Origin of the sequence: Sporosarcina sp. P12(2017) (assembly GCF_002743035.1) — a bacterium.
Taxonomy (GTDB): Bacteria; Bacillota; Bacilli; order Bacillales_A; family Planococcaceae; genus Sporosarcina; species Sporosarcina ureae.
Window position 1 is genome coordinate 210,201 of the sequence record NZ_PDYL01000001.1, and the last position, 23,307, is coordinate 233,507.

General features: G+C 43.2%; 19 protein-coding genes. 18 read left to right on the forward strand and 1 reads right to left on the reverse strand.

The features are described from left to right. The first annotated feature begins 60 nt into the window (after positions 1-60). The 11 genes from xseA (at position 61) to CSV80_RS01250 (ending at position 12,542) form a co-directional block, all read left to right on the forward strand. Positions 61-1,410, forward strand: a complete 1,350-nt coding sequence (xseA, locus tag CSV80_RS01200; RefSeq protein WP_099669251.1) for an exodeoxyribonuclease VII large subunit — start codon at positions 61-63, stop codon at positions 1,408-1,410. Between the two features lie 2 nt (positions 1,411-1,412). After that, a complete protein-coding gene (locus CSV80_RS01205; RefSeq protein WP_029054564.1) occupies positions 1,413-1,655 on the forward strand; it encodes an exodeoxyribonuclease VII small subunit in 243 nt (80 codons plus the stop codon). Next, positions 1,648-2,532 (forward strand): polyprenyl synthetase family protein, encoded by an 885-nt coding sequence (locus tag CSV80_RS01210; protein ID WP_099669252.1) that lies wholly within the window; start codon positions 1,648-1,650, stop codon positions 2,530-2,532. The genes CSV80_RS01205 and CSV80_RS01210 overlap by 8 nt, the downstream gene beginning before the upstream one ends. A 141-nt stretch (positions 2,533-2,673) precedes the next feature. Continuing rightward, the gene (gene dxs, locus CSV80_RS01215; protein ID WP_099669310.1) at positions 2,674-4,572 is read left to right on the forward strand and encodes a 1-deoxy-D-xylulose-5-phosphate synthase; all 1,899 of its coding nucleotides are present in this window, start codon (positions 2,674-2,676) and stop codon (positions 4,570-4,572) included. After that, positions 4,569-5,390, forward strand: a complete 822-nt coding sequence (locus tag CSV80_RS01220; protein WP_099669253.1) for a TlyA family RNA methyltransferase — start codon at positions 4,569-4,571, stop codon at positions 5,388-5,390. Before dxs ends, CSV80_RS01220 begins: the two co-directional genes overlap by 4 nt. Positions 5,391-5,467: 77 nt before the next feature. Beyond that, positions 5,468-5,917: a transcriptional regulator AhrC/ArgR gene (gene ahrC, locus CSV80_RS01225; RefSeq protein ID WP_029054568.1), complete on the forward strand. Its 450-nt coding sequence runs from the start codon at positions 5,468-5,470 to the stop codon at positions 5,915-5,917. A 17-nt stretch (positions 5,918-5,934) separates the two neighbouring features. Then, positions 5,935-7,635, forward strand: a complete 1,701-nt coding sequence (gene recN, locus CSV80_RS01230; RefSeq protein WP_099669254.1) for a DNA repair protein RecN — start codon at positions 5,935-5,937, stop codon at positions 7,633-7,635. A 110-nt stretch (positions 7,636-7,745) separates the two neighbouring features. Then, a complete protein-coding gene (locus CSV80_RS01235; protein ID WP_099669255.1) occupies positions 7,746-8,699 on the forward strand; it encodes a SpoIVB peptidase S55 domain-containing protein in 954 nt (317 codons plus the stop codon). A gap of 223 nt (positions 8,700-8,922) precedes the next feature. Continuing rightward, on the forward strand, positions 8,923-9,717 hold the full coding sequence (spo0A, locus tag CSV80_RS01240) for a sporulation transcription factor Spo0A (RefSeq protein ID WP_099669256.1): 795 nt from the start codon (positions 8,923-8,925) through the stop codon (positions 9,715-9,717). 559 nt (positions 9,718-10,276) lie between these two features. Then, complete coding sequence (locus CSV80_RS01245) at positions 10,277-11,830, forward strand: flagellar assembly protein A (protein ID WP_158231841.1); 1,554 nt, start codon at positions 10,277-10,279, stop codon at positions 11,828-11,830. Next, complete coding sequence (locus tag CSV80_RS01250) at positions 11,823-12,542, forward strand: glycerophosphodiester phosphodiesterase (RefSeq protein WP_099669258.1); 720 nt, start codon at positions 11,823-11,825, stop codon at positions 12,540-12,542. Before CSV80_RS01245 ends, CSV80_RS01250 begins: the two co-directional genes overlap by 8 nt. A 15-nt stretch (positions 12,543-12,557) precedes the next feature. Here CSV80_RS01250 and CSV80_RS01255 read toward each other — a convergent pair whose 3' ends face one another. Further along, positions 12,558-12,800, reverse strand: a complete 243-nt coding sequence (locus tag CSV80_RS01255) for a DUF2627 domain-containing protein (RefSeq protein ID WP_099669259.1) — start codon at positions 12,798-12,800, stop codon at positions 12,558-12,560. A gap of 211 nt (positions 12,801-13,011) precedes the next feature. Here CSV80_RS01255 and CSV80_RS01260 point away from each other — a divergent pair, with 211 nt between their 5' ends. From CSV80_RS01260 to scpA, 7 genes are all read left to right on the forward strand, one after another. Beyond that, positions 13,012-14,103, forward strand: a complete 1,092-nt coding sequence (locus tag CSV80_RS01260) for a Leu/Phe/Val dehydrogenase (RefSeq protein ID WP_099669260.1) — start codon at positions 13,012-13,014, stop codon at positions 14,101-14,103. 105 nt (positions 14,104-14,208) lie between these two features. Further along, entirely contained in the window at positions 14,209-15,636 is a 1,428-nt protein-coding gene (gene lpdA / locus CSV80_RS01265; protein ID WP_099669261.1) for a dihydrolipoyl dehydrogenase, read from the forward strand. A gap of 13 nt (positions 15,637-15,649) precedes the next feature. After that, entirely contained in the window at positions 15,650-16,654 is a 1,005-nt protein-coding gene (locus CSV80_RS01270) for a thiamine pyrophosphate-dependent dehydrogenase E1 component subunit alpha (RefSeq protein ID WP_099669262.1), read from the forward strand. Continuing rightward, on the forward strand, positions 16,654-17,637 hold the full coding sequence (locus tag CSV80_RS01275; RefSeq protein WP_099669263.1) for an alpha-ketoacid dehydrogenase subunit beta: 984 nt from the start codon (positions 16,654-16,656) through the stop codon (positions 17,635-17,637). Before CSV80_RS01270 ends, CSV80_RS01275 begins: the two co-directional genes overlap by 1 nt. A gap of 18 nt (positions 17,638-17,655) precedes the next feature. Further along, entirely contained in the window at positions 17,656-18,978 is a 1,323-nt protein-coding gene (locus CSV80_RS01280) for a dihydrolipoamide acetyltransferase family protein (protein WP_099669264.1), read from the forward strand. Between the two features lie 503 nt (positions 18,979-19,481). Continuing rightward, on the forward strand, positions 19,482-21,155 hold the full coding sequence (locus CSV80_RS01285) for a methylmalonyl-CoA mutase family protein (protein WP_099669265.1): 1,674 nt from the start codon (positions 19,482-19,484) through the stop codon (positions 21,153-21,155). Beyond that, a complete protein-coding gene (gene scpA / locus CSV80_RS01290) occupies positions 21,148-23,304 on the forward strand; it encodes a methylmalonyl-CoA mutase (protein WP_029054581.1) in 2,157 nt (718 codons plus the stop codon). Before CSV80_RS01285 ends, scpA begins: the two co-directional genes overlap by 8 nt. Positions 23,305-23,307 lie beyond the last annotated feature (3 nt).

Consider the following 23,307-nt stretch of genomic DNA (forward strand, 5'->3'; position numbering starts at 1 on the left):
TAAACGAGAGACGCTCTTCATGAGCGCCTCTCTATACATAAAAGGGCAGGTGACGGAAACATGTCCAATCAAACTTTTTTAACCGTTCAAGCGCTAACGAAATATGTCAAACGTAAATTTGATGCAGATCCACATTTACGAAATGTTTATGTAAAAGGAGAACTGTCGAACGTTAAGCTGCATCCGTCCGGACATATTTATTTTACTTTGAAAGACGATAAGACGAGAATTCAGGCGGCCATGTTCCGTTCCCGTTCCAATACACTTCAATTTAAACCTGAAAACGGTATGAATGTTCTGATTACGGGTGATGTGACCGTGTTTGAAACGGCAGGATCCTACCAGCTCTACGTACAAACAATGGAGCCGGATGGTATAGGGGCGCTGTATCTAGCTTTTGAACAGTTGAAAAAGAAGCTTCAGCAAGAAGGATTGTTTGAAGAAAGATTTAAGCAATCTATTCCGCAAGTACCACAACGAATCGGTCTCATTACAGCTGAATCGGGTGCCGCGCTGCGTGATATGTACTCCACAATTAACCGACGCTTTCCAATGGCGGAGATGCATTTGTTCCCGGCTCTCGTGCAAGGACGCACTGCAGTTCCTTCAATTGTAAAAGCGATTGAACAAGCGAATGAAATGGCAAATGTCGATGTATTGATTGTTGGTCGAGGCGGGGGTTCCATTGAAGATTTGTGGGCATTCAATGAAGAAGACGTAGCACGTGCTATCTTCTCCAGTCGGATTCCGATTATCAGTGCAGTCGGTCATGAAACCGATACGACGATCGCGGATTTTGTGGCGGATTTACGTGCACCGACGCCAACTGCAGCAGCAGAAATGGCTGTGCCAGATCAGCTTCAATTATTCCAATACTTGAAAAATCAGCAGCGTTCGATCTATCTAGCGGTACAGACCTTGATTAAACAGTTGAACAAGCGTTTAGAAACGGCTCAAGCTGCCTATCCGCTACAATATCCGGAACGATTATATCGGCCGTTTATTGAGAAGCTTGACCACCTTGAAGATCGATTGCAACGCGGCAGTGAGGCAGTCATTCAAGGGAAACGGATGAACTTCGATCGTGTATATGCAGGTTTTCAGTACTACACACCAATTCGACGCATCCAGCTGGAACAGCAACAGACGAAACAACTGGAAATGCGTTTACATCGTGCTGCAGAGCACACCATTAAACAACGTCAGCAACATTTTGTGTCGCTGATGCGCATGATGCAAGCCTTGAATCCTTTACAAGTAATGGAAAGAGGCTTTTCAATCGGTTATAAAGATGATGAAGTGATTAAATCCATAAAAGATGTAGCCAGCGGAGATCGAGTGACGCTTCAATTAGCAGATGGGTCTATTTCCACTTTAGTAGAAGGAATCATTCCAAAGGAGGTCGAGTAAGGATGGCAGAAGATAAAAATATGCAATTCGAGCAGGCAATGCACCAGTTAGAAGAAATTGTACAGAAGTTGGAGGCTGGAGAAGCGCCTTTGGATGATACGATCACGTTGTATAAACAAGGGATGGAGCTCTCAGCCTATTGTCAGAAAAAATTACAGAACGCAGAAAAACAATTGATTCGCATGATTGATCAAGAGGGTAACGAATCCTCATTTGATCCGACAGCAGGTGAGCCGAATGAATAATAAACTACAAGCGTTTGTTGATGAAATGATTCCTGAAATTGAACGTGAACTGAAGAACCAACTAGCGAAGTCTGATATTCCAGACGTTTTGCACGAATCCATGATGTATTCCGTAGAAGCGGGCGGCAAACGGATTCGTCCGTTATTGGTTATGGCTGTTTTATTTGATATGAAAAAGGATTCGGCTGATGCGTTAAAAGTGGCGTCTTCTGTTGAATTGATACATACATATTCATTGATCCACGACGATCTACCGTGTATGGATGACGATGATTTTAGAAGAGGGAAACCTACTAATCATAAAGTGTACGGTGAAGATGTGGCGACGCTTTCAGGAGATGCGATGCAGGCAATGGCATTCCAAGCGCTCGCAGATCTTCAAGAAACACCACCGGCAGCAGCGATTGAACTCGTCGGATTACTGGCGAGAGCGTCGGGCGCACAAGGGATGGTTAAAGGCCAGGTCCTCGATATGAAAGGCGAACAGAAATTATTGCCTTTAGCAGAATTGGAAGAAGTTCATATTCATAAAACGGGCGCACTACTCTCATACTGTATTGAAGCGGGTGCTGTGCTAGCACAAGCTACGGATGAACAGCGCGAGCAACTTCGCCGATTCTCTCACAACATTGGGTTGGCGTTCCAAATCCAAGATGACATTTTGGATGTGACAGCAACTACCGAGCAGCTCGGCAAACCAGCAAACAGTGATACTTCAAGCGAAAAGTCGACGTATCCTTCATTACTTGGATTAGATGGGGCTCGAGAGCAATTACAAGCACGTCATGAAGAAGCAATCCATGCGTTACAGTCCATCGGCTTAGGGGATTCTATATTGCATTTGTTAGCAGATTACATTATTGAGCGAAATATGTAATTTGGAACCGTTATATTTGTGTCGCACGTTGTTACTGTTATAATGTAGAAAACAAACAGCAACTACTTTGTCTAATAAACAAGAAAAAGTGCGACGTACAAATAGAAAGACCTACTTACTTGATGAAGGTGTGTGATCATGATGGATCTAACAAAGATTACCAATCCATCTTTTATAAAAGAGCTCGATAAAGAACAGTTAGAGTCACTGGCGGCAGATATACGTCATTTTCTAATTGAAAATTTATCGGTTACTGGCGGGCATATCGGACCGAATCTGGGTGTTGTCGAATTGACGATTGCTTTGCATAAATTCTTCGACAGTCCAACCGATAAATTTTTATGGGATGTAGGGCATCAGTCATATGTCCATAAAATTCTTACAGGCCGAGCCGGCGAGTTCGATACTCTTAGAAAATATAAAGGATTGAGCGGATTTCCGAAGATGGCAGAGAGCATACACGATGTATGGGAAACCGGCCATAGTTCAACATCTTTGTCAGCGGCTATGGGAATGGCTGTTGCACGAGATATTAAAAAGGAAAAAAGTTTTGTCATTCCGATCATTGGCGATGGTGCGTTGACGGGCGGTATGGCACTCGAAGCATTGAACCATATCGGACATGAAAAGACGAATATCACAGTCATTCTAAATGACAACGAAATGTCTATTGCCCCGAATGTTGGTGCATTGCACTCGATTCTTGGGAAATTACGGACGGCTGGAAAGTACAATAATGTGAAAGATGAACTAGAATTCCTTTTACGTAAAATTCCAGCAGTCGGCGGTAGAGTCGCGACGGCTGCAGAACGTGTGAAAGACAGTTTGAAATATTTGGTAGTGAACGGCGTCTTCTTTGAGGAGCTTGGGTTCACATATTTAGGTCCGATTGACGGCCATGACTTTGTAGAGTTGGAGCGTTCTCTGCAGTACGCAAAGAAAATGGAAGGGCCGGTATTACTTCATGTAATTACGAAAAAAGGTAAAGGCTATAGCCCTGCCGAGTTAGATAAAATTGGTACATGGCATGGTACAGGTCCTTATAAAATTGAAACTGGAGATTTTGTGAAATCTCCTGTGAAAGGCCCTGCTTGGAGTGCTTTAGTTTCTGAAACGGTACGCAAGCTTGCGAGAAATGACCGACGTATTGTCGCGATTACGCCTGCTATGCCGGTAGGATCTAAACTCGAATCATTCGCAGCAGAATTCCCAGATCGTTTCTTTGATGTAGGGATTGCTGAACAACATGCGACGACTATGGCTGCGGGACTTGCAGCAACTGGAATGAAACCATTCCTTGCTATTTATTCGACATTCTTGCAGCGTGCATACGATCAAATGTTACATGACATTACGCGTCAGAAGCTTAATGTCTTTATCGGTATTGACCGCTCGGGACTTGTAGGAGCCGATGGAGAAACGCATCATGGTGTGTTTGACATTGCGTTCTTGCGTCATTTGCCGAACTTGGTCATTATGATGCCTAAAGATGAGAATGAAGGTCAACACATGGTGAAGACAGCTATTGATTATGATGAAGGTCCGATTGCACTTCGTTTCCCACGTGGAAATGGTTATGGTGTACCAATGGATGAAGAGCTTCATACAATTCCAATCGGCACATGGGAAGTATTGCAAGAAGGTGAAGATGCAACAATCTTGACGTTCGGCACAACGATTCCTATGGCGTTCTCCGCTGCTGAACAATTAAAATCACAAGGCAAAAATGTCGCGATTGTCAACGCGCGTTTCATTAAGCCGATGGACACGAATTTATTGGATGAGCTATTTTCTAAAGGGAAACCGATCATTACAATTGAAGAAGCTGTGCTTGCAGGTGGATTTGGCAGTGGCGTGATGGAATATGCAGAACAAGTAGGTCATACGGGTACGATTTTCGAAAGAATCGGTATTCCAGATGATTACATTGAACACGGTAGTGTCGACAAACTACTCGTTGAAATCCATATGACACCGGATCACGTAGCAGAAGTTACCGCAGCGGCTATTCAGCAAGCAGCAGAAAGAGCGAGAGTATGAGTACATCTATGAAAAAAGAGAGAGTGGATTTGTTGCTAGTAGAGCGCGGATTAACAGAATCCCGTGAACAAGCTAAGCGATCCATCATGGCGGGGCTCGTTTACTCTGATACAGCAAGAATAGAAAAAGCAGGGGAAAAAATTGCAGTGGATGCCCCATTGACTGTAAAAGGTCCTGCGATTAAATATGTAAGTCGTGGTGGCTTGAAACTGGAAAAGGCGTTACTGTCTTTTCCTATTTCTGTGAAAGAAAAGATCGTTCTTGATATTGGAGCTTCAACGGGCGGCTTTACGGATTGCGCACTGCAAAATGGTGCGAAACATTGTTACGCACTGGATGTAGGCTATAATCAACTCGCTTGGAAAATCCGTCAGCACGAACAAGTGACAGTGATGGAGCGACAAAATTTTCGTCATGCGACCGTTGATTTATTTACGGAAGGATTACCCGAAGTCGCTACGATCGACGTCTCATTCATTTCGTTATCGTTGATTTTACCGGCACTAAAGAACATTATCGTACCAGGTGGGCAAGTGGTGGCGCTAGTGAAGCCTCAATTTGAAGCGGGTAAAGATAAAGTAGGTAAAAAAGGTATTGTCCGTGATTCAGCGATACATCTTGAAGTGTTGGAAAAAATCGCTGCGATGGCAGTGGCAGAAGGGTTTTCCGTTAAAGGTGCTACGTATTCGCCAGTTACAGGTGGAGAAGGCAATATTGAGTTCTTGTATTATTTAGTAGCCGAGGACGAAGCGGTAGCTGATTTTACAACGGAAGATTTCAAGCAATTAGTGAAACAGGCACATAGTGATTTAACATAACGCGCAATGAGTTGCGCGTTTTTTAGATGATTAGTATAATTTTGTTTATGGACTCAACAGAATCGGAGTGAATAAATTTGAATAAAGGACAACGCCATCTACGTATTCGAGAAATTATTACGAACCATGAAATAGAAACACAGGATCAGTTGGTCGAGAGTCTGAAAGCTGCCGGTGCGGATGTCACGCAGGCAACGGTTTCGCGTGATATTAAAGAAATGCACTTGATTAAAGTACCTTCACCTTCAGGCAATTATAAGTACAGTCTACCTCCTATCCATCGCTATAATACGGAAGAGAAATTGAAGCGTATGTTGGAAGATGCGTTTGTGGGAATTGACAGTGCAAGTCATTTTATTATGTTAAAAACGCTTCCCGGTAATGCGCAGGCAGTTGGATCGCTTGTGGACAACTTAGACTGGGATGAAATGCTCGGAACGATTTGTGGCGACGATACATGTTTGATCATTTGTCGTGAAGAATCTCAGACAGAATATGTAAAAGATAAAATATTATCCATGCTATAAGCGAGGTGAGGATTTCTTTGTTAAGCGAACTTTCGATTAAAAACTTTGCTATTATTGAACAACTTGAAATCGCATTTGACGACGGTCTAACGGTGCTGACTGGTGAAACGGGTGCTGGAAAGTCAATTATTATTGATGCTGTCCAGCTCCTCGCTGGCGGCCGTGGTTCACAGGAATTCATTCGCCATGGTGCGAAGAAAGCTGAGCTTCAAGGACTTTTCACAATCGACAAAAATATTGAAAGTGTAACGCAGAAGTTGACGGAATTTGGTATTGATACGGAAGAAGGCATTGTGATTTTACGCAGGGATATAAGTACCAACGGGAAATCTGTTTGCCGCGTCAATGGTAAACTTGTAACAATTGCTATATTGCGTGAGATTGGCGCCTTGCTAATCGATATCCATGGTCAGCACGAAAATCAGGAGTTAATGAACGAAAAGCGTCATATTCATTTGCTAGATTTCTTTATAGGTGAGCCGATTGAACGTGCGATGTCGACGTATACCGAGTTATATGATAAATATAAAAAACTCCAGCAACTCATTGCAGCTAAAACACAAGATGAACAGCAAATTGCGCAGAAAATTGATTTATACAAATTCCAATTGGAAGAAATTGATGCAGCGAATTTGAAGGTCGGTGAAGAAGAAGAATTGGAGTCTGAACTTGTAAAGCTTCAACATTTTAATCGGTTATTTGATCGCTTGAATACTTCATATGAAGCATTGTCTCTAGAGTCGCATGGACTTGATTGGGTTGGCAATTCGATGAGCGATCTCGAAGAAGCGGCTTCGATTGATGAAGAACTGAAAACGATGTCTGAAACGGTGAATTCTTCCTTTTATGCGCTTCAAGATGTTTCGCATGATTTAAAAAGGATGATCGATGGTATGGAATTCCAGCCAGATCGATTGGAATTTGTCGAAGATCGGTTAGCGTTATTTTTGACATTGAAACGAAAATACGGAAAATCGCTTGAAGATATTTTAATTTATCGCGATAAAATTGCTGATGCACTCGATCAACTTGTCAATCGTGACGAAAGATTGCATCAAAACCAAGAATTATTGGCACAATACGTAGAAGATCTTGAAATAGAAGCGAATGAATTATCGATTATCCGTAAAAAAGCGGCACTTTCTCTCGAAAAAGGGATTGAAGAGCAGTTAAAGCAGTTATATATGGAAAAGGCCACATTCAAAGTACAAATTCACCAAAAGCAACCTCGACAATTTGATGCCAATGGATTTGATGAAGTCGTATTTATGATTTCCACAAACTTGGGTGAACCGCTTAAGCCGTTGGTACGAGTGGCGTCTGGTGGCGAATTATCTCGAATGATGCTGGCGTTGAAAACGATTTTCTCTCAACATCAAGGTGTTACATCGATTATTTTCGATGAAGTGGATACCGGAGTCAGCGGACGCGTAGCACAGTCCATTGCGGAAAAGATTTCCATGATATCCAGTCATTCGCAAGTGTTATGTATTTCGCATTTACCGCAAGTGGCTGCAATGGCAGATCATCATTATCTTATCAAAAAAGAAGTGCATGATGGACGAACGACTACGGCGATTCATGATGTTATGAAAACAGAACGTACGGAAGAATTATCTCGCATGCTTTCCGGTGCAGAAATTACGACATTGACGCTTCAGCATGCCGAAGAACTTTTGCTTTTAGCTGATCAACGTAAGCAGGAATTCCGTAAATAAAGTATGAATTCACAACGTTTTCCATGGGAATTGGCACTGTTTATTTTACCCTTTCATACTTTCTCCTCGAAAGGACATACCAAAGGTATCTTTCGTTGAGGAGGTGAAACATGGGATGGAATAAATCTTTCAAAACGCTTTTAGCGCTTGTCCTGATGCTCTGCCTGGTGCCTGGAATTTCATTAGCAAAAGAAGAAACACTCATACCGATGGGTGACTCCATCGGTATTCAAATGGATTTAAGTGGTATTTATGTAACGAGTGACGTCAAGGTGGATCAGCAGGAATGGCTAAAAAAAGGGGATATAATTCGCCAGTTGAACGGTACGGAAACAAAGCAACTTGTTCATTTCGAACGGGCTTTACAAGAAGACAGCGCTACGATGATGCTCGACATTTTGCGTAATGGGAAGCACGAAACCATTCAAGCAGATGGGTCGCTCATTAAGCGCGTCACGCCCTTCCTAAAGGATCGAACGGAAGGTACTGGGACATTGACATATGTCGACCCAGAAAGCGGCACGTATGGTGCACTAGGGCACCAAATCATTGATAGTACGTTGCAGTCTGCTCCATCTTTTGAAAAAGGAGCTATTTATTTATCTGAAATCAGCCAAATCAAGAAGAGCTCTCCAGGAATTCCAGGTTATAAAATTTCCTCCATTATTGATCAGAATAAATTTCTTGGGAATATTCAAATCAATAATGTGTATGGAATATTTGGTCATTGGAAAAATTCCTATAATAAAGTGTTGGCTGAACCTCTTGAAATTATGCAACCGTTTGAATTGACGATCGGACCTGCAGAAATTTACACCACGGTAGAAGGTTCTACTGTAGAGAAATTCACCATCCAAATTACGAAGATAGAAGAAGAACAATTCCACATCCTATTGACTGACCAGAAACTGTTAAGTAAGACGGGCGGGATCTTACAAGGCATGAGCGGGAGTCCTGTGATCCAAAATGGTAAGTTTGTCGGTGCTATTACGCATATGTTCGTGGACGAGCCCGAAAAAGGGGCTGCGCTTTTCGTGGAAACGATGAGAACGAATGAGAAGTGAAAGAGCAGCCTGTGCGAAAGCACAGGTTGCTTTTTAGTATAGGTGTTCGATACAAAGAAAAGGGAAAAAAGTCGAAATAGGTAGAAAGCATCGTTCGGAAGTATCATTTTACATAAAAAAATAAGTAAATGTAGAATTTGGCAAATAGATGACTTACGATAATAGGAGAGAAACAGCGGGAAAAAGAAGTGGATCGTCGATTTTATATCAGGGGGAATGGGTTATGGAAAATGTGAAGGTAGCAATTGCTGACGATAATAAAGAACTTGTGAAAACGATGACGTCTTATTTTGAAAAGCACGACGAAATAGAAGTAATTTGGACAGCGAATAATGGGCAAGTATGCTTGACGATGCTAGAAGAAGAGCGTCCCGATATTTTATTGTTGGATATTATTATGCCGCATCTTGACGGGATTGGAGTATTAGAGACGCTGAATGAAACGAATAAAATGGGGGATATGCAAATCATGATGCTGACGGCTTTCGGACAGGAAAATGTCATGTCACAAGCCGCAAATCTTGGTGCTTCGTACTTCATGTTAAAGCCATTTGAATTCGACCGCTTGATCGGACAGATTTTTAAAGCTGCAGGAAAACCAAAAAATACAACACCTTCGTTTGTCGTACAGGAGTCCACACAGCAGACAGGTGTCGTTACTCAGAAAGTACTCGATACAGCGATTACGTCCATGATCAAAGAAATCGGCGTGCCTGCTCATATTAAAGGCTATGCGTTTTTACGTGAAGGAATTCAGATGGTCTATAGTGATGTGGAGTTGCTCGGTTCGGTCACGAAGATTCTGTACCCGGATATTGCAAAGAAGTATAATACGACACCATCCCGTGTGGAACGTGCAATTCGCCATGCGATTGAAGTGGCGTGGAACCGTGGAAATTATGATTTAATTTCAAAAACGTTCGGTTATACAGTGCATCATTTGAAGAGTAAGCCGACGAATAGTGAATTTATTGCGATGATTGCGGATAAAATCCGTTTGGAGCATATGGTGAGCTAATTGAAGTGATAAATGGATAGAGAGTTTACGACAAACCAACTAATCGGGTGTATTAGTTGGTTTTCGTTTGTAGATAGGGAAGGATGACATTGGATACGCTGGGTACTGACAGTCTAGGTCAACGCGTTCTCGCGAGGTCGCACGGTGTTTCGTTTATCAGTTGAAAAGGGGAATAACTAGCGATTGCAAATTTGGTTGCGCTCATTAATTCGTGTAAGCGATCATACTTTCTCTGCAACCGCCCATACCTTGTCACAAGCGCTCATATCTCACCCTAATCCGCTCTATACTCAGCTCTAAGCGCTCATACAGTTTATCTAACCGCTCAATACATAATAATTTCTTACTTGATTTTGAATCTAAATACGCTCACACAACAATTCAAGACGAAGTTAATGCAGTAGACGAAAGATAGGAATAAAGTCAGTATTTACTTCGATGCTTAAGAACATCGGAGAACGCTGTGAGTAAATGCTTATTTATGCAGTGTAATCACATAATAGCTATCTCAAGTGCGTTGTAGTCTTCTATACTAGTAATGAAAGAGGGAGGGATTTCGTTGTTAATTGAAAATGAATATTTTGAACTTCTAGAAGAAAATAACAAAATTATTATGAACACTAAAAAAGTAGGATATCCGCTCAAGTCATTTGACACACTGGCTTCTGATATTCCTAGATTAAAACTGAATTCATTCAAGGAGTTAATGAAAGCTCTTCAGACGGAAGGCCAGCATCCTATCGGTTCGTACTCCGCTCCTTGTGAAGTATATATATCACCTAGTAAAATGAAGGTAGAATTGTATATTCATGCAACAAATGAAGAATTTCTTGCAAATAAAGATCAGTTCCTGAAACAGGCGGAAGCAATACTCGACCAAAGAGAAGTACACTATGATAAAGAAAAACTGTTTAGCATACCATATCTACCAAGTAATCCAATCATCATTTCGGTAGGCAAAGAGCCTGTCAAAGGAGAAAATGCACGGGTTGAGTATATTGCGATGCCGGATCGTAAACCTAGTCTTCGGGATGATGGTTCTGTCGATCACTATGAATTGAATTTCGTGACACCGATTGTGAAAGATGATTGGTTAGGTGAGAAGACGCCTGCTAAAGAAGGATTTGAAGGCTATAACGTCTTTGGTGAACCGATAGCAGCTAAAAAGGGCGAGGATAGTAAATTAGTGTATGATCGAAAATCTGTTGGGGAGTTTGAGGAAGAGGGCAAAACGGTCTTACGTGCTTTGCATGGCGGTGCACTTGAGGAACTGAACGGAGCAATTAGTGTTGGAAAGCAATTGATCATTCCGGACGACGTCGGCACGAAAACCGGATCCATTACATTTGATGGATCAGTGCGTGTAATGGGAACGGTTTTGGCGGGCTTCTCAGTCAATGCGACAGGGGATATTTCCATCGAAGGAAAAGAAGGTGTGACAAACGCCAAGGAAATCTATTCCGAAGAAGGCGATGTCTATATTAAAGGTGGCGTGTTTGGTGGAGGAGAAACTATTATCAAGGCGAAAAAGAATGTATTTGTAAAACATGCGAATAATTGCAAAATCTATGGGGAACGAGTGAACATCGGCCTCTATTCACTTGGATCTGAATTATACGGCGATCATATTTGTATTGATCAACATAAAGGTCGGATCATCGGTGGTGTTGCAGAAGCGATGTTTTCCATCGTATGTGCAACGGCCGGCAATAGTCATGAACGTCTGACGAAACTGATCGTCAAAGGAGTCAATAAAGAAATGGAGCTCGAAGAAATTCAGCAACTTGCAGAAAAGCTGAAAGCGGAGCACGCGGAGCTGAAGAAAGTTGAGTTGACATTTGATGAAATGGCGAGTATGAAAGCGAGTCTTCCTGCAGGCCAGTTGGATAGGCTAGAAAAGACATTGCAGGTAAAACAGCAAGAAATTGTATCGCTAGATCAGACGATTAAAAATAAGTTGCAACTTGTGCAAGTAGCTAGCACGCCTAAAATTGAAATCACACGTGAAGCACACCCCGGTGTCCAGATCGTAATAGGTAATAAAACTAGCATGTTGAGTCGTGCAACGAAAGGCGTTTTCGAAATAACAAGCGAAGGAGTATTAAATGTCTGACAGTAAAATATTTGCCCATCGTGGCGCGTCTGGCAACTACTTTGAAAATACGATGCGTGCATTTTTAGGGGCTCTACAAAAAGGTGCGGATGGAATCGAGTTGGATGTCCAGCAAACGAGCGACGGACAACTAGTTGTTATTCATGATAATGATTTAGCACGTCTCGCTGGAATTGATCAGCGCATTGATCAATTGACATCACAGGAACTGCAACAGATTAAAATAGGTAAGAGCAGATACAGGCGAATGTTTGGCCATCCCATCCCTCTATTATTTGATGTAGTTACTTTCTGCACTGAACATAATTTGGCGCTTAATGTCGAATTAAAGGAAACGGTGTATGGGCAAGTGGCTGTACTTGAGCAAATCTTGCATTACGTAGAACCGTTATCAGACGTACATCTCTCTTCATTCGATTATGAGACATTGTGTATGGTAAAGGAATTGAATCCTGACATGGAAACCGCATTATTGCTTAGAAAAAAATCGGTCGACTGGCAGAATCTTGATTCCTATGAAGTCGATGCATTTCATTTTCACAAAAGGTTGTGGAAAGAGCCGTTTAAGAGACATCTGCTAGAAAGTGGTAAGATATTACGAATGTATGGGGTAACCGGTGCAGAATCTATTTTATGCACTACACCCGAAGTGACAGGTTGGATAACGGATTATCCGAAGCGTGTACGCAAAAAAATAAAAGGATCAAGGTAGTGCACCTTGGCCCTTTTATTTCAAATCTTTTTTAAATCTGTCAGCTGCCCGTCCAGATCTGCGGTCTCGGCGTAATAAAAAGCCTGCAAAGAATCCAAGACCACCAGCGAACAGTATGAAACCGCCTAAAAACTGCATCCAGATGAATGGAAATGGCGGAAAAAGATGTCCGAACAATGAATCGCGCATTAATTTTATTCCCAGAGCCGCTGCAATCCCTGGAATCAACAGTACAATAAACGCAGCAAGACGTACCATATCATTCAACCCCTTACCTATTTAATTTTACCGTGTGGTCATAGATTGTCAAGGACTCTGCCATCATGTACGATATAGGTAGATTGTTTGCAAAACTCCTACGGAAATAATGACCAAAATGTGTCAAATTTGCATTTTTGTCGTGGGAAATTTAGAATCAGTACCATACGCATGAATCTTTATAATCTTTTACTAGCCTGGAGGGATACTTATGGAATTGTTTACGTACATGGAAGATCACGATTATGAGCAACTGGTGCTTTGTTACGACAAGACATCGGGATTGAAAGCAGTTATTGCAATTCACGACACAACACTTGGACCGGCACTTGGTGGCGCACGCATGTGGACGTATGCTAGCGAAGAAGATGCGATTGAAGATGCATTGCGACTGGCTAAAGGTATGACATACAAAAACGCTGCAGCAGGTTTGAACCTTGGCGGTGGAAAAACGGTCATTATCGGCGATCCGAAAACGGATAAGAACGATGAGCTGTTCAGAGCATTAGGTCGTTACATAGAGGGATTAAACGGACGCTATATTACAGCGGAAGACGTTGGGACTACAGAATATGATATGGATTTAATCCATTTGGAAACAAATTTTGTTACGGGTATTTCTTCAGGAGAAGGTACATCAGGAAATCCTTCACCTGTTACAGCACTCGGCATCTACAAAGGAATGAAAGCCGCTGCGAAAGAAGCATTCGGTGATGATTCACTTAAAGATAAAACTATAGCGGTTCAAGGTGTTGGAAATGTTGCGTACACTCTTTGTGAGTACTTGCATGAAGAAGGCGCAAAATTGATTGTTACGGATATCAATAAAGCGGCAGTCCAGCGTGCAGTTGAAGCATTCGGAGCAACGGCTGTTGAGACGGACGCGATTTACTCACAAGAAGCGGACATCTTTGCTCCGTGTGCTCTCGGTGCAGTAATCAATGACGAAACGATTCCTCAATTGAAAGTAAAAGTCGTTGCGGGCTCTGCCAATAACCAATTGAAGGAACCTGAACATGGCAATCGCTTGCATGAAATGGGTATCGTCTATGCTCCAGACTACGTGATCAACTCAGGCGGAGTAATTAATGTGGCTGACGAATTAATTGGTTACAATGAAGCACGTGCACTGAAGCGCGTAGAAGGTATTTACGACACGATCCTAAAGATTTTCGCTATCTCAAAACGAGACGGCATTCCATCCTACCAGGCTGCCGATCGCTTGGCAGAAGAGCGCATTGCAAGAGTGGGCGCAACGAGAAGTACATTCTTGCGCAATGAAAAAAGTGTTATATCAAAATAATAATCTAGTAGATGAGTCATAGCGGTAGGCAGGGTGTACCTGTCCACCGCTACACTCGCCTGTCTACATTTATTTGAATACTGTAAGCGAAAGGAGTCCTTTACGTTGAGTAAAGAATATGACGTAGTGATTTTAGGTGGCGGTACTGGCGGATATGTAGCAGCCATTCGCGCGGCTCAATTAGGTTTGATAACAGCAATTGTAGAGAAATCCAAACTGGGCGGTACGTGTTTGCATAGCGGGTGTATCCCAAGTAAAGCTATGCTAAAAAGTGCGGAAGTCTATCGCGTAACACGTCAAGAAGCGAATGAATTTGGCGTGAATACGGGAGATGTCTCATTGGATTTCTCACAAGTACAAAAACGTAAAGGTAAAATTGTCGACCAATTGCACGCAGGTATTGAAGGATTGATGAAAAAAGGTAAAATCGACGTCTATCATGGGACGGGTAGAATACTAGGGGCTTCTATATTCTCTCCGATGCCTGGAACTATTTCCGTGGAAATGGACAACGGTAATGAAAATGAAATATTGATTCTGAAAAATCTCGTGATTGCTACTGGATCAAAACCAAGATCATTACCTGGACTCGAAGTAGATGAAAAGTCTGTAATGACATCCGACGGAGCTCTACTAATGAATGCGCTTCCATCTTCGATTACGATTATTGGTGGCGGTGTGATCGGCATCGAATGGGCTTCCATGCTAGTAGATTTCGGTGTAGATGTGACAGTCATGGATCGTCTGGAGCAGATATTGGCTACAGAAGATCGTGAAGTAGCTGTTGCGATGCACAAAGCGCTCGCAAAACGCGGTGTAAAATTCATATTAGGTGCAGAAATTTTGACGGAGTCGTTGCAGAAAAACGACAGTGAGGTCACGATTTCTTATAAGCTAGGTGATGAAGAACAGTCCATCACGAGCGAGAAGATGATGGTGTCAGTGGGACGCGCTCCGGTAATCGATGATATCGGTTTACAAAACACCGATATCCAAGTCGAAAAGGGCTCGATTCAAACGAACAATCATTATCAAACAAAAGATGATCATATATATGCAATTGGTGATGTGATCGGCGGCCTTCAATTGGCGCATGTAGCGGAACACGAAGGATTGCATGCGATCGAACATATAGCAGGAAAACAGGTAGATTCGATTGATTACGATCTAGTACCACGTTGTGTTTACTCCTACCCGGAAACAGCGGCAGTTGGTTTGACGGAGCAACAAGCGAAAGATCGCGGGTTTGATGTGAAGATCGGTAAATTCCCGTTCAAGGCGAATGGTAAGGCATTAGTTAACGGTCATGCTGATGGATTCGTGAAAATCATTGTGGATCAGCAGACGGATGATATTATCGGTGTCCATATGATGGGGTCGCACGTAACGGATCTAATTTCTGAAGCGGGCTTGGCGATGGTGATGAATGCAATTCCTTGGGAAATATCTTCGGCAATTCATCCTCACCCGACATTATCTGAAGCGTTCAGTGAAGCGGCATTAGCGGTTGATGGGCTAGCCATTCACATGTAAAGGAGGAAGTGGAATGAGTAATCGGCATATTGAATTGGGTTTGACAGATGAAGATGTGTTGCAGATGTACGAGACGATGCTGATGGCACGTCGTTTAGATGAGAGAATGTGGTTGCTGAACCGTGCAGGGAAAATTCCGTTCGTCATCTCTTGTCAAGGACAGGAAGCGGCACAGGTAGGGGCTTCATTCGCTCTGAATAACGAAAAGGACTGGATCGCACCGTACTACCGCGATATGGGAGTTGTCTTACATTTCGGTATGACGCCGAAAGATTTGATGTTATCGGCTTTTGCCAAGGCGGAAGACCCGAACTCCGGTGGACGGCAGATGCCAGGTCACTTTGGCCAACGCAAGAATCGTATATTGACAGGATCTTCACCTGTTACAACGCAATTACCACATGCTGTCGGTGTAGCACTAGCCGCGAAAATGAATAAAGAAGATTTCATCACGTTCGTGACTCTTGGAGAAGGTTCTTCCAATCAGGGAGACTTCCATGAAGGCATGAACTTTGCCGGTGTGCATAAATTACCGACAGTGATTATGGTGGAAAATAATAAATATGCAATCTCCGTACCTCTTGATAAACAAATGGCATGTGAGAAAGTCTCGGATCGTGCAATCGGTTACGGTATGCCAGGCTACACGGTAGATGGAAGAGATCCGCTGACCGTGTATGAAGTGGTAAAAAAAGCGGCAGACCGTGCTAGAAACGGAGAGGGTCCGACATTAGTCGAAGCGGTATGTTATCGACTGACTGCACACTCTTCAGATGATGATCAACGTCAATATCGTGATGCAGCAGAGCTTGAGGACGAAAGGAAACAAGATCCGTTATTGTCATTCATTCATTATCTGAAAGAAGTTAATGTCTTGACGGATGAAAAGTATGATGAAATAGAAGAACGAGTGCAAAAGCAGGTTGATGAAGCGACAGAGTATGCGGAACTGACGGAATACGCGAAGCCGGAACACGCACTACGCTACGTCTATGAAGAAAAGGGAGGCGAAGCATAATGGCCGTTCGTTCATTTATAGATGCCATCACCCTGGCAATGAAAGAAGAAATGGAACGCGACAACCAAGTATTCGTACTTGGTGAAGATGTCGGCCGTAAAGGCGGCGTGTTTAAAGCAACAACTGGGCTATACGATCAGTTCGGTGAATACCGTTCGCTTGATACACCTCTCGCTGAATCCGCTATTGCGGGTGTGGCGATTGGTGCTGCGATGTATGGTATGCGTCCGATTGCAGAAATGCAGTTTGCTGATTTTATTATGCCTGCGGTCAATCAGATCGTCTCGGAAGCAGCGAAAATTCGTTATCGTTCGAATAATGATTTCTCTTGTCCTATTGTCATTCGCGCACCTTTTGGCGGTGGCGTTCACGGAGCATTATATCATTCGCAGTCAGTCGAATCGATGTTCGCTTCGACGCCTGGTTTGAAAATTGTCATCCCATCTACTCCTTACGATGCGAAAGGCTTGTTGAAGGCGGCAGTACGCGATGAAGATCCCGTGTTATTCTTTGAGCATAAGCGAGCGTATCGGTTAATTAAAGGGGAAGTTCCGGATGATGATTATGTATTGCCAATCGGTAAAGCGGATGTGAAGCGTGAAGGAGAAGATCTAACGATTATCACGTATGGTTTGTGCGTACATTTTGCACTTCAGGCTGCAGAACGTTTAGCTGAAGATGATATTTCAGTCCATATTTTGGATCTACGTACGGTCTATCCGTTAGATAAAGAAGCAATCATTGAAGCTGCTTCGAAAACAGGAAAAGTTCTATTAGTAACAGAAGATAACCTAGAAGGCAGCATCATGAGTGAGGTTTCGGCTATCATTGCAGAAAATTGTTTATTTGAATTAGATGCGCCAATCAAACGATTAGCAGGACCCGATGTACCTGCAATGCCATATGCCCCTTCTATGGAAAAGTTCTTTATGATGAATCCTGAAAAGGTCGAAAAGGCAGCAAGGGATTTAGCGGAATTTTAACTAAGGAGGCGTAAGGAAATGGGCATTGAAAAAATTACTATGCCGAAACTGGGTGAGAGTGTAACAGAAGGAACTATCGAAAAATGGCTTGTCGCTCCAGGAGATACGGTAGCTAAATACGATTCCCTTGCGGAAGTGACGACCGATAAAGTGACAGCGGAAGTCCCTTCTTCATTCTCAGGAACGATCAAAGAAATCATCGCAAAAGAAGGCGATACAATCGAAGTAGGCGAAACGGTTTGTTTGATTGAAATTGAAGGCGACGCAGAAGAGCCAGTACAAGTTTCATCACCTAAAGCAGATGTACCAGCTGAAAAGCCTACTGAGAAACCAGTCCAGGAAGCACCGAAAGCGAAGTCACAGCCTGCGACGGGCGGCAAGGCAGCGGGCCGATTTTCTCCTGCTGTGTTGAAAATGTCTCAGGAAAACGGCATTGATTTGGCACAAGTAAGCGGTACAGGACGCGAGGGACGTATTACACGAAAAGACATTCAGGCATTCATTGAAAGTGGCGGAGCACAGTCGCAAACAGCACCACAAGAAGTTGCTGTTCAAGAAGAGCCGCAACAACAAGTGGCATCTTCCGATCAACAGTCGGCTCCTGAACAAGCTGTGTCGTCGAATGTGAAACTCGAAAACGGTGATATCGAAATTCCGGTAACGAGTGTACGTCGCGCGATTGCGAACAATATGGTACGTTCTGTAACTGAAGCACCACACGCTTGGATGATGATAGAAGTGGATGTAACAGAACTCGTGCTATTGCGGGATAGCGTCAAGAAGGAATTCAAAGAAAAAGAAGGATTCAATTTGACGTACTTCGCCTTCTTTATCAAGGCTATTTCACAAGCGTTGAAGGAATACCCGGAAATGAACTCGATGTGGGCAGGCGATACGATCGTCATGAAAAAAGACATCAACATCTCGATTGCGGTGGCAACCGACGATGCGTTATATGTTCCAGTCATCCAAGAAACGGATGAAAAGACGATCAAAGGTATTGGTCGCGAAATTCATGAGTTGGCAGGAAAAGTACGTAACGGTAAGCTGAAGTCGACAGAGATGCAAGGCGGTACGTTCACTGTCAATAATACGGGTTCATTTGGCTCCGTCCAGTCAATGGGCATCATCAATTATCCGCAGGCCGCTATTTTGCAAGTGGAGTCGATCGTCAAGCGTCCAGTTATTATGGACAATGGCATGATGGCTGCACGTGATATGGTCAACCTCTGTCTGTCGCTTGATCACCGTGTGCTTGATGGACTCGTTTGTGGACGTTTCCTTGCACGTGTGAAAGAGTTGTTGGAAGGCATGGCTAAAGATAAGACATCTTTATATTGAGATTCGGCAACCTCCAAACTTGGTTTTGGAGGTTGTTTTTGATCTTTTGGAGGGAAAGTAGTGAGTGTGGGATCTTGACGATAGATGTTGATCACTTAGTAGCTATAAAGTGCAGTGAAATTTTGATATGAAGTGGGCTAATAATTGCGTAATGAGCGGCTAGACAAACTTTATGAGCAGTTAGAGGTAAATATAGAGCGGATACGTGTGAGGTATGAGCGTTTGTAGGAAGTTAAGAGCGGATACAGCGAAAGTATGAGCGCTTACACGAATGAATGAGCGCAAACGAATTGGCTTTCATTAATTTTTCCATTTTTCCAATTAAAAGATGTTGAATGTATCCCATTCACTCAAATAATTCAATAGCTCACGCATAAAAAGTCATTAATTTGTATGAATATAACGATATTAGACGGAAACTTCTGATTTCCCCCTTTCTTCATAACGTACTCTGCGGTACACTAGAATTATTAATGGTTTAAAAAAGGGGAAGGAGCACCATTATGCCTATACATAATATGAAAACATTTACATTCACAGCCCCCAACTTTACTGAATGGAAAGAAGCGGCTGTATTATCACTTAAAGGAAAGTCTTTTGATTCGTTGTACACAAAAACGATTGAGGGCATTGAACTCAATCCACTTTATACTAAAGAAGACTTGGACCAATTGGAAGTTTCACGCGTAACGAAACCTGCGTTCGGCTGGACTATTGCACAACCTGTTAGTGCAACAAATGGGGAACAGTTTGTCGAGCAGATGAAAGAATCTTTGGCGCGGGGAAATGAAGCAATCGCTTACAACGGACTGAAGCCTTTAGTTTGGGCGGAACCGGACATTAAGCAAGTAGCTGAACTGATTACGCACTACCCAATTTTATTCACTGAAGTGCAAAGCAATGATCCGATATTGCAAGCCTTTACTTATATAGAAGATGCAAAGCGCAAAGACGTTACAGGAATTTGCATCAGTGCGGCTTCGGTAATACCTGAGGGATTCTCAGGAGTCCGCACAAAGGGTGCCGATTTATGGACAGCGCATCATGAAGGTGCGGACGCGGTAACAGAACTCGCGCTAGCACTTTCAATCGCAGCTGAACTTGCGGAAGAAGTCTCTTCGTTTGAAGAATTCACAAACGCCTTCTATGCACGATTTGCTGCTGACACACACTTCTTTATGGAAATTGCGAAGTTCCGTGCGTTCCGCGTGTTGTGGAAATTATTTAACGAAGCATACGGCGTAGAGAATGCGAAGCAAGTGCCTTTGCTAGGTATTACCTCATTGCGTTCATACTCGAAACTCGATCCGTATGTAAACTTATTACGTGGCGGCAACTCGGCATTCTCAGCCATTTTAGGTGGCGCGGATTGGCTGACGGTATTACCACATGATGTTTTGACGGGAACGTCACCAAGTTCGAATCGTTACGCTCGAAATATTCAATTGATTCTGAAGGAAGAAACACATATCGATCAAGTTCTTGATCCTGCAGGTGGTTCATACTTCATTGAATCGTTGACTACTGAATTAATTCGTAAATCATGGGCGAAGTTTCTTGAGATTGAAGAGAATGGCGGTTATCAAGCCTTCTTGCAGTCTGGTGAATTAAGCAAGCTTTACGCGCAGCGCCAGAAAGAAATGGCGACGGGCAAGAAGACGTTGATCGGCACGAATGTTTATGCGGAATTGACGGATGTGAATTATGCGAATGAATCAACCGTGACGGTATCGAAACGATTGTCTGAGCCGTTTGAACATATTCGTTCTAAGCAAAAAGTTGAGTTGCCGAAAACTGTATTACTGAACTTTGGCGCGTTGAAAGATTATAAACCACGTGCAGATTTTGTCAGTGGATTCTTGGCAGTTGGTGGCATCGAAGCGACGTGGAGTCCTTCTTTCGAGAAAACCGATCAAGCGCTCAGTTGGATCGATGAGCAACAGCCGGATTATGCAGTGATTTGTGCATCGGCTGCTGATACAGAAGAGGCTGTAACCAACTTCTTAGCTTCGTATAAAGGAAATAGTTTAATCGATACAGCGGGTAAATATCCATCAGAAACAGCAGATCAGTGGCTTGCAAATGGACTAAATGGTTTCATTTTCGCAGGACAGGATAAAATTGAAAAGTTGAATACTATTATTACGCAAACTAAAGGAGGCCGTTCCGTTGAGTAAACCTGATTTCCGTAAAGTGAATATAGAGCAATCACTCAATGAACTCTCACAACACGCATTGTCAAAAGAGAATTTTTTAACGAATGAAGGAATCAATGTAGCGCCTGTCTATACAGCAAAAGACATTGAAAACACGGAGCATTTGAAAGACTTCCCCGGTATCGCGCCAAACACGCGTGGACCGTATCCGACGATGTATGTAGCGCGTCCTTGGACCGTTCGTCAGTATGCTGGATTTTCTACAGCGGAAGAAAGTAACGCGTTTTACCGTCGCAACTTGGCGATGGGGCAAAAAGGACTTTCTGTTGCGTTTGACCTTGCGACTCACCGTGGGTATGACTCTGATCATCCTCGTGTAACAGGTGACGTAGGTAAAGCGGGTGTTGCCATAGACTCTATTGAAGATATGAAGATTTTATTCGCAGGTATTCCGCTCGATCAAATGTCGGTATCGATGACAATGAACGGTGCGGTATTGCCGATCATGGCATTTTATATCGTAGCGGCTGAAGAGTCTGGTGTAAGTCCTGAAAAACTTTCTGGTACGATTCAGAATGATATTCTAAAAGAGTATATGGTACGTAATACGTATATCTTCCCACCGGCTATGTCGATGCGGATCATTGCGGATATTTTCTCGTATACGTCTGAAAATATGCCGAAATTCAACTCGATTTCGATCTCGGGTTACCATATGCAAGAAGCTGGAGCAACAGCGGATATCGAGCTTGCGTATACACTTGCTGACGGCTTGGAATATGTTCGGACAGGTTTGAAGGCGGGGATTGATATCGATTCATTCGCACCTCGTTTGTCATTTTTCTGGGCGATTGGCATGAACTACTATATGGAAGTAGCGAAAATGAGAGCGGCACGAAAAATCTGGGCACAAATGATGCAGTCGTTTGAACCGAAAAACCCGAAGACACTCGCATTGCGTACACACTCCCAAACATCAGGCTGGAGTTTGACGGAGCAAGATCCGTTCAACAACGTAACACGCACATTGGTCGAAGCAAACGCATCCTCCATGGGTCACACGCAGTCATTGCACACGAACGCATTGGATGAAGCGATCGCATTACCGACAGACTTCTCGGCTCGTATTGCACGTAACACACAGTTGTTCTTACAAGAAGAGACGATGATGACGAAAGTAATTGACCCTTGGGGCGGTTCATACTATGTGGAGAAATTAACGGAAGAGTTAATGGAGAAAGCATGGGAATTAATTGGTGAAATTGAATCACTTGGTGGCATGGCGGAAGCGATTGAAACCGGCTTGCCAAAAATGAAGATTGAAGAAGCTGCAGCTAAGCGTCAGGCAAAAATTGATTCGAAGGCGGAAACAATCGTCGGCGTTAATAAATATCGTTTGGATACAGAAGATGCAATTGATATTTTAGACATCGATAATACGATGGTACGTCAGAAGCAAATTGACCGCATTAACGATATGAAGGACAAGCGTGATGAGAAAGTAGTTCAAGCGACTCTTACGGCGATCAAGGAAGCGGCGAAGAGCGGTGAAGGGAACCTGCTTGCATTGGCAGTTGACGCAGCAAGAGCGCGCGCAACCATCGGTGAAATATCGGATGCGATTGAATCCGTATCCGGCAGACATAAGGCGGTGATCCGTTCAGTGAGTGGTGTATATAGCGCGAACTTCTCAAATGAAGAAGAAATTCAAGAAGTAAAAGATATGACAGATGAGTTCCTGGAAAACGAAGGGCGTCGTCCACGTATTTTGGTCGCGAAAATGGGTCAGGACGGACATGACCGTGGAGCAAAAGTCATCGCGTCGTCATTCGCTGATTTAGGCTTTGATGTAGATATTGGTCCTTTATTCCAGACCCCTGAAGAGACAGCTTTGCAGGCCGCGGAAAATGATGTGCACGTCATCGGTGTGAGTTCACTAGCAGCAGGTCATAAAACATTGGTGCCGACATTGCGTGAAGAACTGAAAAAAATTAATCGTGAAGATATTTTAGTCGTAGTAGGTGGCGTTATTCCGGCACAGGATTACGATTTCTTACGCAAGAATGGTGCGGCCGCAATCTTTGGTCCGGGTACAGTCATTCCAGTGGCAGCTCAAAAAGTCATTGAGGAGATTTACCGACAGCTCGGCTATGAGGAAGTGACGGATTGACAG

Coding starts and splice junctions, on each gene's coding strand:
- CSV80_RS01285 (WP_099669265.1), top strand. CDS start 19,482: ATGCCTATACATAATATGAAAACATTTACATTCACAGCCCCCAACTTT.
- CSV80_RS01280 (WP_099669264.1), top strand. CDS start 17,656: ATGGGCATTGAAAAAATTACTATGCCGAAACTGGGTGAGAGTGTAACA.
- dxs (WP_099669310.1), top strand. CDS start 2,674: ATGGATCTAACAAAGATTACCAATCCATCTTTTATAAAAGAGCTCGAT.
- CSV80_RS01220 (WP_099669253.1), top strand. CDS start 4,569: ATGAGTACATCTATGAAAAAAGAGAGAGTGGATTTGTTGCTAGTAGAG.
- CSV80_RS01210 (WP_099669252.1), top strand. CDS start 1,648: ATGAATAATAAACTACAAGCGTTTGTTGATGAAATGATTCCTGAAATT.
- CSV80_RS01260 (WP_099669260.1), top strand. CDS start 13,012: ATGGAATTGTTTACGTACATGGAAGATCACGATTATGAGCAACTGGTG.
- CSV80_RS01255 (WP_099669259.1), bottom strand. CDS start 12,800: ATGGTACGTCTTGCTGCGTTTATTGTACTGTTGATTCCAGGGATTGCA.
- CSV80_RS01270 (WP_099669262.1), top strand. CDS start 15,650: ATGAGTAATCGGCATATTGAATTGGGTTTGACAGATGAAGATGTGTTG.
- spo0A (WP_099669256.1), top strand. CDS start 8,923: ATGGAAAATGTGAAGGTAGCAATTGCTGACGATAATAAAGAACTTGTG.
- CSV80_RS01275 (WP_099669263.1), top strand. CDS start 16,654: ATGGCCGTTCGTTCATTTATAGATGCCATCACCCTGGCAATGAAAGAA.
- CSV80_RS01235 (WP_099669255.1), top strand. CDS start 7,746: ATGGGATGGAATAAATCTTTCAAAACGCTTTTAGCGCTTGTCCTGATG.
- xseA (WP_099669251.1), top strand. CDS start 61: ATGTCCAATCAAACTTTTTTAACCGTTCAAGCGCTAACGAAATATGTC.
- CSV80_RS01250 (WP_099669258.1), top strand. CDS start 11,823: ATGTCTGACAGTAAAATATTTGCCCATCGTGGCGCGTCTGGCAACTAC.
- CSV80_RS01205 (WP_029054564.1), top strand. CDS start 1,413: ATGGCAGAAGATAAAAATATGCAATTCGAGCAGGCAATGCACCAGTTA.